This is a genomic window from Flavobacterium sp. KY-23415 (assembly GCF_055384985.1).
The window spans coordinates 477131-496475 of sequence record NZ_AP044001.1 but is presented as its reverse complement, the minus strand read 5'-3'; the positions used below and the strand labels follow the sequence as shown (position 1 = coordinate 496475).

At 31.9% G+C, this 19345-nt stretch carries 20 protein-coding genes; 12 read left to right on the top strand and 8 right to left on the bottom strand.

Annotated features, from left to right (window positions below; all coding sequences use genetic code 11):
* Positions 1 to 183 precede the first annotated feature (183 nt).
* The 10 genes from lon to ACZ49Z_RS02415 all read left to right on the top strand — a co-directional run bounded on the left by lon (position 184) and on the right by ACZ49Z_RS02415 (position 10319).
* Positions 184 to 2640: an endopeptidase La gene (gene lon, locus ACZ49Z_RS02460; RefSeq protein WP_464306612.1), complete on the top strand. Its 2457-nt coding sequence runs from the start codon at positions 184 to 186 to the stop codon at positions 2638 to 2640.
* Positions 2641 to 2742: 102 nt separating this feature from the next.
* Positions 2743 to 3594 (top strand): hypothetical protein, encoded by an 852-nt coding sequence (locus ACZ49Z_RS02455; protein ID WP_464306611.1) that lies wholly within the window; start codon positions 2743 to 2745, stop codon positions 3592 to 3594.
* Positions 3595 to 3607: 13 nt separating this feature from the next.
* On the top strand, positions 3608 to 4624 hold the full coding sequence (gene porQ, locus ACZ49Z_RS02450) for a type IX secretion system protein PorQ (RefSeq protein WP_464306610.1): 1017 nt from the start codon (positions 3608 to 3610) through the stop codon (positions 4622 to 4624).
* Positions 4625 to 4651: 27 nt separating this feature from the next.
* Positions 4652 to 5335 carry a (d)CMP kinase gene (gene cmk / locus ACZ49Z_RS02445; RefSeq protein WP_464306609.1) on the top strand — a complete coding sequence of 228 codons (684 nt, stop codon included), beginning with the start codon at positions 4652 to 4654 and terminating at the stop codon, positions 5333 to 5335.
* A 267-nt stretch (positions 5336 to 5602) separates the two neighbouring features.
* The gene (gene rpsA, locus ACZ49Z_RS02440) at positions 5603 to 7369 is read left to right on the top strand and encodes a 30S ribosomal protein S1 (protein WP_464306608.1); all 1767 of its coding nucleotides are present in this window, start codon (positions 5603 to 5605) and stop codon (positions 7367 to 7369) included.
* 231 nt (positions 7370 to 7600) lie between these two features.
* Entirely contained in the window at positions 7601 to 7924 is a 324-nt protein-coding gene (locus ACZ49Z_RS02435; protein WP_464306607.1) for an ArsR/SmtB family transcription factor, read from the top strand.
* Positions 7925 to 7955: 31 nt separating this feature from the next.
* Positions 7956 to 8429, top strand: a complete 474-nt coding sequence (locus ACZ49Z_RS02430) for a DUF6428 family protein (RefSeq protein WP_464306606.1) — start codon at positions 7956 to 7958, stop codon at positions 8427 to 8429.
* A gap of 2 nt (positions 8430 to 8431) precedes the next feature.
* Complete coding sequence (locus ACZ49Z_RS02425) at positions 8432 to 9046, top strand: class I SAM-dependent methyltransferase (RefSeq protein WP_464306605.1); 615 nt, start codon at positions 8432 to 8434, stop codon at positions 9044 to 9046.
* The gene (locus ACZ49Z_RS02420) at positions 9047 to 9661 is read left to right on the top strand and encodes an arsenate-mycothiol transferase ArsC (protein ID WP_464306604.1); all 615 of its coding nucleotides are present in this window, start codon (positions 9047 to 9049) and stop codon (positions 9659 to 9661) included.
* Complete coding sequence (locus ACZ49Z_RS02415) at positions 9651 to 10319, top strand: MIP/aquaporin family protein (protein WP_464306603.1); 669 nt, start codon at positions 9651 to 9653, stop codon at positions 10317 to 10319. The genes ACZ49Z_RS02420 and ACZ49Z_RS02415 overlap by 11 nt, the downstream gene beginning before the upstream one ends.
* A 63-nt stretch (positions 10320 to 10382) precedes the next feature.
* Here the strand turns inward: ACZ49Z_RS02415 and ACZ49Z_RS02410 are convergent, their stop codons facing one another.
* The 8 genes from ACZ49Z_RS02410 to ACZ49Z_RS02375 form a co-directional block, all read right to left on the bottom strand.
* Positions 10383 to 12077, bottom strand: coding sequence for a T9SS type A sorting domain-containing protein (locus ACZ49Z_RS02410; protein WP_464306602.1), 1695 nt, complete (start codon positions 12075 to 12077; stop codon positions 10383 to 10385).
* Between the two features lie 103 nt (positions 12078 to 12180).
* A complete protein-coding gene (locus ACZ49Z_RS02405; RefSeq protein WP_464306601.1) occupies positions 12181 to 12441 on the bottom strand; it encodes a DUF6952 family protein in 261 nt (86 codons plus the stop codon).
* A 28-nt stretch (positions 12442 to 12469) separates the two neighbouring features.
* A complete protein-coding gene (locus ACZ49Z_RS02400) occupies positions 12470 to 12778 on the bottom strand; it encodes a thioredoxin family protein (protein WP_464306600.1) in 309 nt (102 codons plus the stop codon).
* A gap of 82 nt (positions 12779 to 12860) precedes the next feature.
* Positions 12861 to 13496, bottom strand: a complete 636-nt coding sequence (locus ACZ49Z_RS02395; RefSeq protein ID WP_464306599.1) for a peroxiredoxin — start codon at positions 13494 to 13496, stop codon at positions 12861 to 12863.
* A gap of 120 nt (positions 13497 to 13616) precedes the next feature.
* Positions 13617 to 15074 carry a Na+/H+ antiporter NhaC gene (gene nhaC / locus ACZ49Z_RS02390; RefSeq protein WP_464306598.1) on the bottom strand — a complete coding sequence of 486 codons (1458 nt, stop codon included), beginning with the start codon at positions 15072 to 15074 and terminating at the stop codon, positions 13617 to 13619.
* A 125-nt stretch (positions 15075 to 15199) separates the two neighbouring features.
* A complete protein-coding gene (locus ACZ49Z_RS02385) occupies positions 15200 to 16555 on the bottom strand; it encodes a M28 family peptidase (protein ID WP_464306597.1) in 1356 nt (451 codons plus the stop codon).
* An 80-nt stretch (positions 16556 to 16635) separates the two neighbouring features.
* The gene (locus ACZ49Z_RS02380) at positions 16636 to 17835 is read right to left on the bottom strand and encodes an aminotransferase class I/II-fold pyridoxal phosphate-dependent enzyme (RefSeq protein ID WP_464306596.1); all 1200 of its coding nucleotides are present in this window, start codon (positions 17833 to 17835) and stop codon (positions 16636 to 16638) included.
* Positions 17836 to 17841: 6 nt separating this feature from the next.
* Positions 17842 to 18477, bottom strand: a complete 636-nt coding sequence (locus ACZ49Z_RS02375; protein ID WP_464306595.1) for a MarC family protein — start codon at positions 18475 to 18477, stop codon at positions 17842 to 17844.
* Between the two features lie 148 nt (positions 18478 to 18625).
* Here ACZ49Z_RS02375 and ACZ49Z_RS02370 point away from each other — a divergent pair, with 148 nt between their 5' ends.
* Both ACZ49Z_RS02370 and ACZ49Z_RS02365 read left to right on the top strand, forming a co-directional pair.
* The gene (locus ACZ49Z_RS02370) at positions 18626 to 19084 is read left to right on the top strand and encodes an Lrp/AsnC family transcriptional regulator (protein WP_464306594.1); all 459 of its coding nucleotides are present in this window, start codon (positions 18626 to 18628) and stop codon (positions 19082 to 19084) included.
* A gap of 65 nt (positions 19085 to 19149) precedes the next feature.
* Positions 19150 to 19341: a hypothetical protein gene (locus ACZ49Z_RS02365; RefSeq protein ID WP_464306593.1), complete on the top strand. Its 192-nt coding sequence runs from the start codon at positions 19150 to 19152 to the stop codon at positions 19339 to 19341.
* Positions 19342 to 19345: the final 4 nt, after the last annotated feature.

The following is a 19345-nucleotide window of genomic DNA, read 5'->3' as shown; positions in this document are numbered from 1 at the left end:
TATAGTAAAATCCCGAATTTTTTTGTTCGGGATTTTTTATGGCATAAATCTTGTTTTTATAATCTGCTTATAATTAGTATAATTCAGTTATTTGTATTGATATTCAATTGTTTGTTGCTGTTTTTGAAGTTTAGCAAACCTGATAAGAAATATAAATAATGACAAAATGACCCTTTAAAAGTTATGCCAGATCAAAAAATAATAACATTTGACAACTTGTCACTACAAGACATTAACTCAGATGCTGAATTAATTCCTTTGTTAACACCTGAAGACGAGGAAGAAATGAATAATGAAGTTTTACCAAATGATTTACCTATTCTGTCACTAAGGAATACTGTTTTGTTTCCTGGTGTAGTTATTCCAATTACTGCTGGTAGAGATAAGTCTATTAAGTTAATAAATGATGCAAATGCTAGTGGCAAAGTTATTGGTGTTGTAGCGCAAAAAGATGAAAGTGTAGAAGAGCCTTCGCCTAATGATGTGCATCATATTGGAACTGTAGCCCGTATTATCAGGGTTTTAAAAATGCCAGATGGAAATACTACGGTTATTCTTCAAGGAAAGAAAAGATTTGAAGTAGATGTTTTTACGCAAGAAGACCCTTATTTAAAAGCTACAATTAAAGAAGTTAGTGAGGTTCGTCCGGGAAAAGAAGATGTAGAATTTAATGCAATTATAGAGTCTATAAAAGATTTGGCTATCCAAATCATTAGAGAGAGCCCAAATATTCCAACGGAAGCCACTTTTGCAATTAAAAATATTGAAAGTAACCCTTTTTTAATCAATTTTGTTTCTTCAAACATGAATCTTTCTGTTGATGAAAAACAAGAATTGCTTTCTATCAATGATTTAAAGACTCGTGCATTGGAAACGCTTCGCTACATGAATCTTGAATTGCAAAAGTTAGAGTTAAAAAATGATATTCAGTCTAAGGTTCGTTTTGATTTAGATCAGCAACAACGAGAATATTTCTTGCATCAACAAATGAAAACTATTCAAGAAGAATTGGGTGGTGTTTCTCATGAAGCAGAAATTGATGAAATGAGAGAGAAAGCTAAAGCTAAGAAATGGAATGAAAAAGTAGGAGAGCATTTTCAAAAAGAACTTTCAAAGTTACAGCGTTCTAATCCGAATTCACCAGATTTTGGTATTCAAAGAAATTACTTAGAGCTTTTTTTAGATTTGCCTTGGAATGAATTTTCAAAAGATAATTTTGATTTAAAAAGAGCTCAAAAAATATTAGATAGAGATCATTTTGGGTTAGAAGATGTTAAAAAGAGAATCATAGAGCATTTGGCAGTTTTAAAGCTAAGAAATGATATGAAATCTCCAATTTTATGCTTGTATGGTCCTCCTGGAGTAGGAAAAACATCAATCGGTAAATCGGTTGCTGAAGCATTAGGAAGAGAATATGTGCGCATTTCTTTAGGAGGAATGCGTGATGAATCTGAGATTCGTGGGCATAGAAAAACCTATATTGGAGCTATGCCTGGGCGAATTATTCAGAGTATAAAAAAAGCAAAAACATCTAACCCTGTTTTTGTTCTGGATGAAATTGATAAACTCTCGACTAGTCATAATGGAGACCCGTCTTCTGCTTTGTTAGAGGTTTTGGATCCAGAACAGAATTCTGAATTTCACGATAATTTCCTAGAATTAGGGTATGATTTGTCTAAAATAATGTTTATTGCTACTTCTAACAGTTTGTCAACCATTCAGCCTGCATTAAAAGATAGAATGGAAATCATTAACATGTCAGGTTATACTATCGAAGAAAAAGTTGAAATTGCCAAAAAACACCTTTTGCCAAAGCAGTTGAAAGAGCATGGTTTAACACCAGATGATTTACAAATTGGCAAAAAGCAATTAGAGAAGATTGTAATTGGTTATACTAGAGAATCGGGTGTTCGTGGTTTGGATAAGAAAATTGCTCAAATGGTGCGTAATGCAGCAAAGTCAATAGCGATGGAAGAAGAGTATAATAAGGTGTTGACAGATGAGGATATTTTAGAGGTATTAAAGTCTCCAAGGTTAGAGAGAGATAAATATGAAAACAATGACACAGCAGGAGTAGTTACAGGTTTAGCTTGGACATCTGTTGGGGGAGATATTCTTTTTATAGAATCTTCAATCTCAAAAGGAAAAGGAACAATGACAATGACAGGAAATTTAGGTACTGTAATGAAAGAGTCGGTAACTATAGCCTTGGAATATATTAAATCTAATAATGAAGCTTTGGGTATTCCAAATGAAGTTCTTACTGGAAATAATATTCATATTCATGTTCCTGAAGGTGCTACTCCAAAAGACGGACCTAGTGCGGGAATTGCAATGTTGACCTCTATGATTTCTACTTTTACACAAAGGAAAGTGAAAAAAAGTATTGCTATGACTGGAGAGATTACGTTGAGAGGAAAAGTATTGCCTGTTGGAGGAATTAAAGAGAAAATATTAGCTGCAAAAAGAGCAAATATTAAAGAAATTATTCTTTGCAACGAAAATAAAAGAGACATCGATGAAATTAAACCCGAATATTTAAAAGGGCTTACATTTCACTACGTTGATAAAATGAGTGAAGTGATCGAAATTGCTGTTACAGATCAAAAAGTAAAGAGTGCAAAAAAACTGAGTGAATAAAAAAAATATCAAACATAGAACCTAAGCAGTAAATTGCTTAGGTTTTTTTATGTTTGCATACTTTTAAAATTATTATTGCGTTATTGTTTGGTAAAGGTGTGTATGAAATGTTATTGGGTCTTTTTAGTGTTACTTTTCTTATCTTGTAAAGAAAACGACAAGGGGGTGTTGATTCAGGAAAAAACATTCGTTAATGTTTTGTTAGATTCTGATAATGCTTTTGTTAAGAAGGATAATGAGTTTGATAATAAAAAAAGAAAAGTTATTCATATTTTAGTAGCTTTGTGCGATAATAAATATCAAGGAATTGTGCCAGTTCCTAAGGCTATTGGAAACGGACAAGATCCTAAAAATAATTTGTATTGGGGTTGTGGTTATGGAGTGAAAACTTATTTTAAGAAAAGTAAGGATTGGAAACTTCTTAGGTCTTCTCAAATAGATAGTGTTAAAATGGAAAGATTAGTTTTTAAACATGTTTCTAAAGAAGATTATTTAGTTGCCGATGCTTATAATGGAAAGTATATTAAGGAATGTACTGTAGATTTTTTAAAAAGTTGCTCAGGTCAAATAAAAGATACATTGGTGGTGAGTAATAATGTTATAGGAATAAATGGTAATTCGAATTTATTAGGATATATAGGTCATGACGGCTTGATGGATTTTGAAATTGAAGAAGAAATTAGAAATTTTGATGATAAAAAAAGAGATTGTATTATATTAGCGTGTTATAGTAAAATGTTTTTCTCTCCATTTATTAAAGAGTCTAAGGCAAATCCGTTAGTTTGGACAACTGGCTTAATGTGTCCTGAGGCCTATTCTATGCATGATGCGATAAATGGATATTGTAACGGAAATGGAGGAAATGAAATTGTAAATGCAGCCGCAAAAGCTTATGCTAAATATCAAAAATGTAGTGAGAAATCAGCGAAAAAAATATTAATTACAGGTTGGTAATTTAAAAATAAGAATGAAAGTAAGATTACTAGTAGTGTTTGTGTTTTCTCTTGCTTTTTGCCAAGCGCAAATTGGAGGTAAATATGTGTATCAGTTTTTGAATTTAGCGCAGTCTCCTAGGCAAGCTGCTTTAGGAGGAAAGACGGTAACGGTTGTAGATTATGATGTAAATCAAGCTTTTTATAATCCGGCTACGATTAATTCAGAGATGCATAAGCGATTATCTACTAATTATGGTAGTTATTATGGTGAGGTTTCTTATGGTACTGCTGCCTATGCATATACTTGGGATAGGCATGTGCAGACTTTTCATGCAGGAATCAGTTATGTTAATTATGGAACTTTTGAAGGGAGAGATGAAGTTGGAAATTTAACTTCAGATTTTACTGGAAGTGAAGCGGCGTTATCGATAGGTTATGCCTACAATGTGCCTTGGACAAATATGTATGTTGGCGCTAATGTGAAATTAATTTCATCTACTTTAGAGTCTTATAATTCATGGGGAACTGCTGTTGATTTAGGGTTTTTATACGTTGATGAAAAGAATGATATCAATTATGGATTTACGGTTCGTAATTTAGGTTTTCAAATTACACCTTATCAAGATGTTCGAGAAAAATTACCTTTGTCTATAGATGCTGGGATTTCTCAATTGGTTGAAAATGTTCCGGTAAGATGGCACATTACATTGGAAAATTTGCAACAATGGAATATCGCTTTCTCAAATCCTAATAGAGCCGAAAGCACATTAGATGGTCAAACAAATGAAGAAAAAGTGTCTTTTTTCAACAATGCGTTAAGGCATGTTATTTTGGGTGCAGAATTGTTTCCAGAAAAAGGCTTTAATATTCGTTTAGGTTATAATTTTAGAAGAGGACAAGAATTAAGTATTGTAGATCAAAGAACATTTGCAGGAATCTCTGCTGGGTTTGGTTTGCGTTTTGGAAAAATTAAATTTGATTATTCTTATTCTCGATACACATTGGCGGCAAGTACAAATTTGTTTGGCTTGTCTATAGATTTAGAATAAGAAAATAGCATAAGAAAATAGATTACATTGAAAAAAATTACAATAGCAATAGACGGTTTTTCGTCAACAGGTAAAAGTACGTTAGCAAAAGAATTAGCGGCAACATTAGGGTATGTATATGTAGATACAGGGGCAATGTATAGGGCAGTGACTTATTTTGCAATGCAAAACGGTTATGTTTCTGAAAGTTCTTTAAATAAAGAAGCTTTGATTGAACAGTTGCCAAATATAAAATTACAATTTCAGTTCAATCCAAATTTAGGATTTGCAGAGATGTATTTAAACGGTGAAAACATTGAATTGCCAATACGAACCATAGAAGTGTCTCGAAATGTAAGTAAAATTGCTGAAATTTCTGAAGTGCGATCAAAATTGGTAGAACAACAACAAGCTATGGGTGTTGATAAAGGAATTGTTATGGATGGAAGAGATATTGGTACGGTAGTTTTTCCTGATGCTGAATTGAAAATTTTTATGAATGCATCTGCAGAAACTAGAGCTAGAAGACGTTTTGATGAACTAGTAGAGAAAGGTCAAAATGTTACCTATGATGAGGTGTTGGAAAATGTGCAACAACGTGACTATATCGATACACATAGAGAAGATTCTCCATTAGTAAAAGCAGAAGGAGCTATTGAAATTAATAATTCAGCATTGTCTAAAAAAGAGCAATTTGAGTTGGTGATGAATTTGATTAAAGAAAAAGTATAGTGTTTTGTAATTATATTCTAACGGTTTTTTTATTTTTTTTATGTAAATATACGAATTAGGACAATTATTTTCTTTGTACTCATTGTTTTAGCCTTCTTTTCTGTTTATAAATATTTGGTAATTAATAAATTATTTGTAATTTTGCGCACCTTTTGGCAGAATAGAGTTTCCATTAGGTATCAATTATTTATATAAACACTGTTGTTGTTTTTTAATCTGTATAAGAAACTCTATAAGAACACAGCATACAAATTTTTTAATCAGCATATGTCTGAAATTAATAAAACACAAGAAGAGTTTTTAGCGAATTTTAACTGGCACAATTACGAAGAAGGTATTGATGTAGTAGATGAGAAAAACTTACAAGAATTTGAAGATTTAGTATCTAAAACATTCATTGATACAAAAGATGAAGAAGTTGTAAACGGAATTGTTGTTAGAATTACAGATAGAGACGCTATCGTTGATATCAATGCTAAATCTGAAGGTGTTATTTCTTTAAACGAATTTCGTTACAATCCTAACTTAAAAGTTGGTGATAAAGTAGAAGTACTTATCGATATTCGTGAAGATAGAACTGGGCAATTAGTATTATCTCACAGAAAAGCACGTACAATCAAAGCTTGGGATAGAGTTATTGCTGCTCATGAGTCTGGAGAAATCGTTAATGGTTTCGTAAAATGTAGAACTAAAGGGGGAATGATCGTTGATGTATTCGGTATTGAAGCTTTCTTACCAGGTTCTCAAATTGATGTTAAACCAATTAGAGATTACGATCAGTATGTAAACAAAACTATGGAATTTAAAGTTGTGAAAATCAACCACGAATTCAAAAACGTAGTAGTTTCTCATAAAGCACTTATTGAGGCTGATATTGAAGAACAAAAGAAAGAAATTATTGGTCAATTAGAAAAAGGACAAGTTTTAGAAGGTGTGGTTAAAAACATTACTTCTTACGGTGTGTTTATTGACTTAGGTGGTGTGGATGGATTAATCCATATTACAGATCTTTCTTGGTCTAGAATTAATCACCCAAGTGAAGTTCTTGAATTAGATCAAAAATTAAACGTTGTAATTCTTGATTTCGATGATGAGAAAACAAGAATCCAATTAGGTTTAAAACAATTAAATGCTCATCCATGGGATGCTTTAAGCGGTGATTTAGCGATTGGCGATAAAGTAAAAGGTAAAGTAGTTGTTTTAGCTGATTATGGTGCTTTCATCGAAGTAGCAGAAGGTGTTGAAGGTTTAATCCACGTTTCTGAAATGTCTTGGTCAACTCATTTACGTTCTGCTCAAGATTTCATGAAAATTGGAGATGAGGTTGAAGCGGTTGTTTTAACTTTAGATAGAGAGGAAAGAAAAATGTCTTTAGGTATTAAGCAATTAACGCAAGATCCTTGGACAGATATCACAGCTAAATATCCAGTAGGTTCAAGACATACAGGTATTGTTAGAAACTTTACTAACTTTGGTATCTTCGTAGAATTAGAAGAAGGTATTGATGGTTTAGTGTATATTTCTGATTTATCTTGGACTAAGAAAATCAAACATCCATCTGAATTTGTAAATGTTGGAGACAACATGGAAGTTGTGGTGTTAGAATTAGATGTAGATGGTCGTAAGTTGTCTTTAGGTCATAAACAAACTACAGAAAATCCTTGGGATAAGCACGAAGATGCTTTCGCAGTTGGTACTGTTCATAATGGTACTATTGGTGAAATCGTTGATAAAGGTGCAACTGTAGATTTCGGAGATGATGTTGTGGCATTTATTCCAACTCGTCATTTAGAAAAAGAAGACGGTAAGAAATTGAAAAAAGGTGATGTTGCTGACTTTAAAGTGATTGAATTTAATAAAGAATTCAAAAGAGTAGTAGCTTCTCATACAGCAATCTTCCGTGAAGAAGAAGAAAAAGCGGTTAAAGCTGCTGAGGTTAATGTTTCTTCATCAAACAATGTTGAAAAATCTACTTTAGGAGATATCGATGCGTTAGCTGAATTAAAAGCGAAAATGGAAAAAGGTGAAAAATAATCACTAGATTCTTTTTAAAATTGAGTTAAGCCCTGATTTTTATCAGGGCTTTTTTTGTGTATAATTTTTTTATTAAATTGTTTTATCGTAATATTGCAATATAATAATTGATGATAATTATAAAAACGTCAATTCGAGTGATTTTATAAAGTAAAAATGCTAATTTTTACTTTATAAAATTGTATCGAGAACCGCTTTTAAATTATACCAAACAAGTGAATTTAAATACTTATGGGAGTTTCAAAAACAGAAAGCTTTACAGATGAGCAAAATGAGTTAGCTAATTTGTTTAAAGCAATGTCGCATCCAGCACGTATTGCAATAATACAATATTTATTGAGTGTCGATTCTTGTATTTGTGGTGATATTGTTAATGTTTTGCCTTTGGCACAACCCACAGTTTCTCAGCATTTGGCCGCTTTGAAAAAAGCGAATATTATTAAAGGGACTATTGAAGGTACTGCAATTTGTTATTGTCTTAATGAAGCAACGATTGCTGTTATAGAAAAACATTTTAAAGGAATATCAAACCAGCTACAAAACAAATGTTGCTAATCATTATTCATTAATAACTAATTATTATATTATGAAATTATCAGAAATAAAAAAAGCGTTAAAACAATTGTCAACAATTGCTTTTCAATTACCCAATGGAGAGTTGGTACCTAGTCATTTCCATGTTACAGAAGTGGGAAAGGTTACAAAGCATTTTATTGACTGTGGTGGTACAGTTCGAAAGGAAGAGGTTGTGAATTTTCAATTATGGGAAGAAAATGATTATAACCATCGTTTGCATCCAGAAAAATTAATTCACATCATTGAATTGTCAGAGAAAATTATAGGGATTGAAGATTTAGAAATTGAGGTTGAGTATCAAATGGCAACTACAATAGGTAAATTTAGTTTGGATTTTGATGGGACTAATTTTTTATTGGTAACAAAGTTGACAAACTGTTTAGCGAAAGATAAATGTGGAATCTCTACCGAAAAACTTAAAGTGAAAATTGGTGAATGGAAGCCAAAAGAGAATTCGTGTAGTCCAAATTCAGGTTGTTGTTAATTATGGAAAATAAAAAAGGACATTGGGAGGCAGTTTTTGAAACTAAATCTGAAAAAGAAGTAAGTTGGTATCAAGAAAAACCAGTTTCATCAATTCAAATGATACAATCATGCAAACTGCCAATAGATGCAAAAATTATAGATATTGGAGGTGGTGATAGTTATTTAATAGATAGTCTCATTGATTTAGGTTATACAAATTTATATTTGCTTGATATTTCGGAAAAAGCCATTGAAAGAGCAAAGCAAAGGCTTGGAGAAAAAGCAAAATTTGTAACTTTTATTGTTTCTGATGTTTTGGACTTTCAAAAAGCAAATGAATTTGATGTTTGGCATGATAGAGCTTCTTTTCATTTTTTAATTCAAGATTCAGAAATAGAAAAATACAAAACAAATACTGTTAATGCTTTGAAAAATAATGGGTGTTTCATTATTGGAGCTTTTTCTGAAGAAGGTCCAGAAAAATGCAGTGGTTTGCCTATAACCCAATATTCTATTGAAAAAATGGAATCGCTATTTGAACATGATTTTCAGTTGGAAAATTGCTTTACTGAAGATCATAAGACACCATTCAATACGATTCAGAATTTTATTTTTTGTCTCTATAAAAAGTTATAAATGTATTCAGTAATTAAAAGAACAATAGAAGAAAAACTTCTAATTGTTACAGAAGAAAGAAAAGAAATATTGCAGCCATTAATCGATTATATACAATTAAAAATAGATAATAATGAAGCTGTTAATTTGAATTTTATTTGTACGCATAATTCAAGAAGAAGTCATTTGTCTCAAGTTTGGGCACAAACAATGGCTTTTCATTATAGTGTTAATAACGTGAATTGCTATTCTGGCGGAACAGAAGCTACAGCATTGTTTTCAAAAGTAGCAGTAACATTACAAAATCAAGGGTTTCAAATTCAAAAATTGAGCGATGAAAGTAATCCTGTGTATGCCATAAAATATTCGGAAAATGAACATCCAATTATATGTTTTTCGAAAACATTTGATGACGAGTTTAATCCGAGGTTAAATTTTGCTGCAATTATGACCTGTACTTCTGCGGATGAAGGTTGTCCGTTTATTGCTGGAGCTGAAAAAAGAATTCCAATTCGTTATAATGATCCAAAAATGTTTGATGGAACCGAACAAATGGATAGTAAATATTTAGAAAGAAGTATCGAAATTGCTTCAGAGATGAACTATGTATTTTCAAAAATTGTTAATGGAAAGTAGAAAAGATTTTTTTTGTGAATTTATAGGGACTTTTCTATTGGTGTTTTTTGGAACAGGTTCTGTGATAATTGGTGAGGAATATAATGGAATTGTGCAAGCTTTTGGAATAGGAGTGGTTTTTGGTTTAACTGTATGGCTTTTGATTCTTTGTCTAGGTAAAGTTTCTGATTGTCATATTAATCCAGCAGTTACATTAGTGTTTTTTATTAATAAGCAAATTGCTTTAAAAAAAGCAATTTTTTATGTTTTTTTTCAACTATTAGGGGCTGTTATGGCTAGTTTGGTGTTAAGGCTTATTTTTTGGGATAATCAAAATTTAGGAAATACTTTACCTAGTGGTAGTTGGCAGGAGTCTTTTGTTTTGGAATTGTTTTTGAGTTTAGTTTTAATGTTTGTAATTTTAATAACGACTACTAAGGTGAAATTGTTAAAATTTGCTCCTTTTCTTATCGGGTTTACTGTTTTTTTAGAAGCGTGGTTGGCGGGACCAATCTGTGGAGCGTCAATGAATCCGGCAAGGAGTTTTGGTCCAGGAATAATTTCTCAAAACATTACTTTTTTATGGTTATATTTTATAGCTCCCTTCGTTGGGATGTTTGTTGCGTTACTTTTTTATAAAGGATTTATGATGACTACAACTAACATGGATTTGGAGTGATTTTTTCTATGATTTCTAATATGTAATCTGGAAGTTGTGGTTTTAAGTTTGATTTTGTTGGGATTATTGTTTGATTATTTTAATAGTTTTTTCTGTGTTTTCATTTTCTAAAATCATTAGATAGATGCCGCTTTTTAAATGAGATAGGTTTATTGTGTTGTAGGTTTTGTTTGTGTCTAGGTTTATATTTTCTATTATTTGTCCAACGGTGTTGTATATTTTTACTCTAGATAAAGAGATGTTTTCTAAGGCTAGGTTGTCGATAATTGGGTTTGGATAATAATTGAAATTAGAAAACAGATTAGAGTTGGTGTCTAAAGTTGTTGAAATGCTAAAGATATATGGTGTTAGATAATCAGTATTTGATGGGGTTGTGCTTGAAAGTTTTAAGTAATAATTGCCAGGAGATAAAAGAGTGTTGAAATTAATTGAATTTCCATTGTTGAAATGTGTATTTCCTATTGTTGTTTCGTTCTGGTCAATTATAGAGGCTTCCATTTGGTTGTTTACAATTGAACTAATATTAATAGTGGTATTTGAATTTTCTGCGATTGTAAAGCTAAAATAGTCATTGTCGTTTTCTGTAGTGTTAGATTGTACAGTACTAAAGCCAATGTAGCTGTTGTTTGGTGAGATTTTGAAAGCTAATTCTTTAAAATTTGGTTCGTCTAAACCTTGCATTATTTCGTAATAATAGCCTGGTAATTCTGTGTGATTTTGAATGAAATTTGAAGCGGAAGTATGATAAAATAATTTAGCAGGATAGGTTAGGGTTGGATAAAAATGATTAAGATTTGATGAGGGTTCATCAACAACTCCATCTGTTGTTCCATTTGTAATTCTTCCAATTATTGAAGAGAAATCGATAAGATTGTCTATTGTTTTTTGATTGAGTCCTATGATATTGTCTCCAATGCTGCCATTGCAATTCACGTCATAGTTAAAGAAATCGGAACCAATTAAATGTTCGTTCATGTTTAAATTATCATTTATTTCTACACCACCAAATAAAAAACGTCCTTGGTCTCCACTATAATAATAGGTGGTTTTTAAATCTCTAATGGCTTCAGAATGCGTGTCTATTCCTGTAAACCATCCAAGTCCACTATCGCTGGCATTGCTTCCGCCGTGAGGAGTTCCAATAGTTAATAATTTAGCTACATGATGCTGTCCATCTGCTTGATAATTATAGCTGTTTTGAATATATTCTCTTGCAGCCAATCCTCCCATGCTGTGTCCAACCAAAATAACTTTGTTTTTTTCAGTAAGGGTAAGGATTCTTTCAAGAGCTTTTTGAAGTGCTTTCCCTTGTTTTGTTATAGCTGCTTGGTTGCTGAGTGCGTCTGAGCCTATCGTTCCATCTGGATTCACATTAAAATTGATATAATAATAATCGCCATTTGGAATTACAGAAGTTTCAAAAGCTCTAATATCTGCATTGGGTAGCGGGTAAAAATTTGTGTTAGTAGTAGCATTGTTGTTGTCTGCATTTAAGCAAAAATCAAATCTTCCGCCAAAAATTAAATCGTATTGACTGTCTAGGTAGTTTGTAGTGGTGTTCCATGTTTCGGAACTAGAGTTCAGTCCATGAATAAAAACAATTGGGTATGGTAATTGGTAAGAACTTGATTTTTGTTGTTTAGAGAATGGAGATTTTATTATGGAATCTTTACTTTTAACTGCTGTGGTTGGGTTTTGTGCTAAAATGGATAAACTAAAAAAAAACGAAATACCAGTTAATAGTCTAATTTTATTCATAATTTATTGCGAAATAGATGTTTATAGTGTGCAATATATAAATAAATAATTAAAAAGTATTTGTTTTTTTATAAGTAAAATATTTGAATATTAGATTTAAAAACTATTCTTTGTCTATAGATCCTAAAACACGTTTCATAAAGTCATTTAAGGCAGTTTTTTTATCAGCTCCATTTTTGATGGATTTATTCACTTCAAGTGCTCCATACATATTAGAAATTAATTCTCCAATTACATCTAGTTCTTCATCTTTTAATGAAGAAACTTCTGTTAGATTTTCAAGAACTTCAATGGTTTCAATTAAATAATCTTGATCGTTATCTTCAATAAACTGTATGAGTTGTTTAATTACTGGTAATTTCATTTTGTTTTGAGATTAAAGGTGTTTTAAATTAAATAACTTCTTGAATCAATTCCGCTAATATTTCAGCTTTGTTTGTTTGTACTTGGTTTACTAAAACACCATTCTTAAAAGTAGCGAATGTTGGTAAATTATCAACTTTAGCTAATTTTCTAGATTCTGGAAATTTTTCAGCATCAACAACTATAAATGGGATTGATTCGTTTTCTGAAGCTATTTTTTTGAATTTTGGTTTCATTATTCTGCAATTTCCGCACCAAGTTGCAGAAAATTGTACTACCACTGTGTTATTTGAAGTAATTACTTCTGCTAGATTGTCTTGTTCTATTTCTGTAAACATTTTATTGAAATTTAAATTTGAAAATTGTTTCAAGTTTCAAGTTTATTTTTTTTAAACTTAAAACTTGAAACATTGTGGGTTGTTAGTGAGAAGCTAAATAAGCAGCAGTACTGTTTCTGTCAGCACTCATTGCATCTTTTCCTTCTTCCCAGTTTGCTGGACATACTTCTCCTTTAGTTTGAACGTGAGTATATGCATCTATTAGACGTAAATATTCGTTTACATTTCTTCCTAATGGCATATCATTTACGCTTTCATGGAAGATTTTTCCGTCTTCGTCGATTAAATAAGTAGCTCTAAAAGTTACGTTAGAACCTTCTAAGATTTCTTCCTCTAAGTTTTCATCATAAACCCACTCTGCATCTAGAATGTCTAAAGCAGCAGATAAGTTTCTAGTAGTATCTGCTAATAAAGGATAAGTTACACCTTCAATCCCTCCATTATCTTTTGCAGTATTTAACCAAGCGAAATGTACTTCATTTGTGTCGCAAGAAGCACCAATAACAATAGTGTTTCTTTTTTCGAAATCACCTAAAGCAGCTTGGAAAGCATGTAGTTCAGTTGGGCAAACAAAAGTAAAATCTTTTGGATACCAAAATAAAAGTACTTTTTTCTTGTTGTTAACAGCTTCTTCTAAAACGTTGATTCTTAGATTATCACCCATTTCAGAGATTGCATCTACAGTGATGTTTGGGAATTTTTTTCCTACTAATGCCATAGTTTTTTTATTTAAATTGTTGTTTTAATTTCTTATCACAAAATTAAAAATAAAATAACCATAACTAAGATTAAGTTATGGTTATTTCTTATTTTTAAATAGTTTTTAATTATTGTTGTTTTATTCCTTAATAGTAGAAACTAATTGTTTTATTTTTATGTTGAAGGCCGCAAAAATTAATGTCATAATCGGGCTTAAAAGGTTGAAGAAAGCATATGGAAGATAATCGGAGGTTTGAACTCCTAGTGTGCCAGATTGATAAGCTCCACATGTATTCCATGGAATTAAAACAGAAGTGACAGTGCCAGAATCTTCAAGGGTTCTACTTAGGTTTTCAGGAGCTAGACCTTTGTCGGCATAGGCTTTCGCAAACATTTTACCTGGAACAACTATTGCTAAATACTGGTCAGAAGCGGTAATGTTTAATGCTAAACAACTTCCAACAGTTGAGGCGAAAAGACCTAATGTAGATTTTGCCATTTTTAATAGAGTTTGACTAATTCTAGCTAAAGCCCCAATGGCGTCCATGATACCTCCAAAAACCATTGCGCAAACAATTAACCAAATTGTCCCAAGCATTTTTTGCATTCCACCCGACTTGAAAAGGTCTTTTAGTGTTTCATTTTCTGTAGGTATGACTGAGTCTGTTGTTATGGCATTTAAAACGCCTTTGTAAGCGTTTGCGAAATTTAAGGTTTTGCCTCCAGAAAGCATTAGTATAATTTCAGGTTGGAATATAATAGCAAAAACAGCAGCTAATAAAGTTCCTATAAGTAGTGCGGCTAATGGTTCAGTTTTTTTTACAATTAATCCAATCACAATTACAGGAACTAGAAACAGCCAAGGTGTAATGTTAAAAGATTTTTCTATGTCGGAAAGTAATCCTGTAGAATCAGCAATTCCATTGGTCTCAACAGTTAGTCCTAAAATTATAAATAAAATTAATGAGATAATAAATGTTGGAGTCGTTGTTAGTGCCATATATTTAATATGTGTAAACAAATCGGTTCCAGCCATTGCAGGTGCTAAATTAGTAGTGTCGGACATTGGGGAGAGTTTGTCTCCAAAATATGCTCCAGAAATTACTGCCCCTGCTATCATTCCAGTAGGGAAGCCTAAAGCTCCTCCGATTCCTATAAGTGCTATACCTACTGTTGCAGATGTTGTCCAAGAACTTCCTGTTGCAATAGAGATAACAGCGCATATTACTAATGTGGCAGGCAAAAATATGGCAGGGCTTAAAATTTGAAGACCATAATATATCATAGAGGGAATAATGCCACTAACTAACCAAGTACCTGCTAATGCACCAACCATTAATAAAATTAGAATGGCACCTGCTGTTGATTTAATGTTTTCGGCTACTTCATCGAGCATTTTTTGGAAGGAAACTTTGTTGAAAAAACCTACAATCGCTGCAACTGCTGCTCCAAGTAGTAAAACAAATTGATTGCTTCCTCCTAGTGCTTCGTCTTCAAAAATATATACATTATAACCTAACATTGTTATTAATGCAAAAACAGGAATCAAAGCTTCCCAAATGCTTAATTCTTTATTTGAATTTATTTTAGTATCCATTTATTTTTTTTTGAGCATGCAAGATAGAAAAAAGAGTTAGTAATGACAAAGTTGTCTAGTGCCAAAAATGACTTAATTTTTAAACTATAGATTTTTTTTCTTAATTTTTTGATTATCTGTGAAGTTTATCTCTTTCTAAAGGAGTCTTTTATTGTATCTTTAGGGAAAACAATCATGCTTTCATGATTATTTTGACCAACAGATGCTACTCCGAAGAAATAATTATCAATTATAATCCCTTCTAATTCGAAATTATCAACATTGCCTACATATCTGCTGTGTTCCCATTGTGAAGAAGTGGTTAGTCTCCAATAAATTTTGTACCCTTTAATAAATGTGTCTTCGCTTTTCTTCCATCTTAATTTTACATTGGGTTCTACTATTCCACCAATTAAAACATCTTCTGGGGCTGGTGGTGACCATCCTAATGAGGCTAGGTTTATTGCATTCACAGCGGTGAGTTTTTTTACATAATCGAAATTTACACTATTTAAAACATCACCATAATTTATTCCGTTTTCTTTTCTAATGTTTTGATGTTGTCGGGTATAGTTCTCATGTGCTTCCATTATTCTAACTCCTGCATATCCAAGATCATTAAAGGGGCGATGATGCCCACCTCTTCCAAATCTATCTAATCTATAAATCATCATAGGGTTCATTTCTGGCATATAAGTTTTAGTGTTTTTTTCAATATAGCGAGCTAGTTGTCTTGAAATTCCATCAACTTCGCCTCCATAAAAACGTCTCAAGTTGCGCTCTTTGTCAGTTTCGTTTGTTGGAGTAGGTTCGGAAAATATTCGAAAAGTTCTGTTGTCAATTATACCATCAATGCCTTCGATGTTGCCAATCATATCGTTATTTAATATGCCAATTATTTCCCAGCCTTTATTTTGAGCATAGGTGGCAAACCCATTTCCACCAAATAATCCTTGTTCTTCTCCCGATAGTCCTAAATAAATGATGCTATTTTCAAATTGATATTTAGAGAGTACTCTAGCAGCTTCTATTGTTCCTGCCATTCCAGATGCGTTATCGTTTGCTCCTGGTGCTTCTGTAGTGAAATCCATAGTGTCGGAATTTCTACTATCAATATCTCCGCTCATTATGATATAGCGATTAGGGTATTTTGTTCCTTTTTGTATAGCAACAACATTAACAACCCAAGTGTCTTTGGGTACTCTTTCTCCGTCATTTGTTGTAACGAAATCTTTTTGATAGAAAACGTTTAGACAGTTTTTGCAATCTTTAGAAATAGTTTCAAATTCTTTTTTAATCCATCTTCTTGCAGCTCCAATTCCTCTTGTGTTTGATGTAGTATCACTAAAAGTGTTTCTTGTTCCGAAATTGACTAGTGTAGTAATGTCTTTTTTGATTCTTTCAGCAGAAACATCTTTAATAATATCATAAATTTTAGGGTCTGTTTGGGTGTATCCTATGTGAGAAAAAAGTAAAAATATGATAAGTGTTATTTTTTTCATAGTCTGCGTTTTTTCAAAGATAAAAAAAATCCGATTGAGAAATGTACAATCGGATTATATCACAAACGAATATAAAATTATTATAAAACACCAATTTCTTTCATGCAGTCTTTCATCATTAGGTAGGTTCTTTCAATGTCATTGTCTAAACCTATAGAGAAACGAATTAATCCGTCAGTTAATCCCATTTCAGCTTGTTCTTCAAGTGGTATTTCGGAAGAAGTTGATGTTCCTGGTGCACTAAACAATGTTTTGTAGAATCCTAAACTTACTGCCAAATAACCTAAATTGCGCTCTTGCATTAGTTCCATTAGAGCATTGGCTTTATCTAAACTCCCAACGTCTATCGTTAACATTCCACCAAACCCATATTCAGGATTAATCATGTTTTTATAAATATCATGGCTTGGGTGGCTTTTTAGTCCTGGATAAACTGTTTTTAAACCGTCTTTTTCGAATTTATCGGCTAAATAAGCAGCATTGTGGCTATGCTGCTTTATGCGTAAATGCAAAGTTCTTAGGTTTTTCATCACAGAAGCAGATCGCATGCTGTCCATTGTAGGGCCAAGTAACATGCTTGCTCCTGAATTCACATTTTTCAAATCGTTAATGAATTCTTGAGAAGCACAAATTACACCACCAACAGTATCACTGCTTCCGTTAATGTATTTTGTTAATGAATGAATAACAATGTCTGCGCCTAATTTAATTGGAGATACAGAAAGTGGAGAAAAAGTATTGTCTACTACTAACTTAAGATTGTGTTTTTTTGCAATTTTAGAAAGGTTAGCTAAATCTGCAACTTCTAGAAGCGGATTACTTACGGTTTCACAATAAATAACTTTAGTATTTGGTGTAATGGCAGCTTCAACACTATCTAGTTTTGTGATATCTATGAATGATGTTTTGATTCCCATTCTTGGTGCGAAATTTTTCAAGAAAGCATAGGTTCCACCATAAATTGTTCTGCTAGATACAATGTGGTCGCCATTTCCGCATAGTTGCAAAAGTGTAGGTGTAATAGCGCCCATTCCAGAGGCAGATACATTAGCACTTTCTGTACCTTCCATTGCAGCTAAGGCTTTGTCTAAATAAAGATTACTAGGAGATGAGTGTCGTGAATAAAGATAACATCCTTCTGCATTTCCTTCAAAGGTGTCGAACATTGTTTTTGCAGAAAGAAATGTATAGGTAGATGAATCTGATATAGAAGGGTTAACGCCTCCGAATTCTCCAAAGTACTGGAGGTCTTGAATTTTGTCTGCTGGATTGAATTTCATATGTTTTTATTTAAAATTTATTTGATTGATAATAGGTATTAAACCGCTAAAGAAGAATTCTACTGCAATTACCATTACAATTAAACCCATTAACCGCATCATGACATTTATGCCTGTTTGGCCAATTAGTTTTATGATTTTAGAGGAGCTTAATAGAATTAGGTAGGTAAGAAAACTTATTAAGAGTATAGATGTGAATAGGATAGTTTTTTTTAAAATACTATTCGCATCTTCCATTAATACAATTGCGTTCGTTATAGCACCAGGTCCGCAAATCATTGGGATGGCTAAAGGTGTAATAGTGATGTCGTTTACGTAGTTGTTTATTTCTTCTTTTTTTATTTTTGAAGGACTTAGTCTCGCTTGTAGCATGTCCATTCCCATTATAAAAAATATGGCTCCTCCAACTATTTTAAAACTATTTATTGAAATGCCAAAAAAAGAAAATAGTAATTGACCAGATAGGGCAAATCCACAAAGTATTAGAAATGAATATAAAGTGGCTTTTTTTGCTGTTTTGTTCCTTTCATGATTTTGCAATTCTGAAGTCATTGCCAAGAATACTGGCATTGTGCCTAACGGATTTATTAGGGTAAAAAAAGAGGTAAGGCACAAGAAAAGAAATGAAAGGTTGGTTTCCATTGTTTTTATTACAAATAAATAGAATATCAGAATATTTATCAATAATAAAGTTAAATTTTGGTTTTATAAACTACTTATTTGTGATATAATTGTTTTTTGTTCTGTTTTTAAGCTCTTTTTTTGTAGTTTTACTAAAAAAAATAAGCTTATGAAATTAGATGAAATTGATAAAAAGCTCTTGGAGTTAATCCAGTTGGATACAAAAAGAACTACCAAAGAATTATCTTTAAAACTGCATTTGTCAGTAACTGCTGTTTATGAGAGAATTAAAAAACTTGAGCGCGAACAAGTTATTGGTCGCTATGTTGCAATTTTAGATAAATCAAAGATAGATAAAAATTTTGTAGTTTTTTGTCATATAAAATTAACACAGCATAATGTTGATTTAATTAATCAGTTTGAAAAAGAAGTTGTTCAGCTCGATGAAGTTTTAGAATGTTTTCATGTTAGTGGTGATTATGATTATATTTTAAAAATTTATGTTAAAGATATGGAAGCATATCGAGAATTTATGGTTACAAAGTTGACTACAATTCAACATATAGGTAGTACACATAGTACTTTTATGATTGGAGAAGTTAAAAATACAACGGCATTTAGTTTGTAATTTTTCTTGCTTGTTATCTTTTATTTGTTATATTTGGTATAGTATAACAAAAATAACAAACTAAAATGAGAACTAAATTATTAAATGTTTCTGGTGTAGAAGTATTGTCAAGAGAGAACTTGAAAAATATCCAAGGTAGTGCAATTGTTGATTTGTCTAAGTGTGGGTGTTCGTGTAGTGGGGCTGTAACAGGACCTGCATACTGTCATATTTACTTTGCATGTTTACAAGTTTATACTTGTAATGAAGAGATGTAGTAGT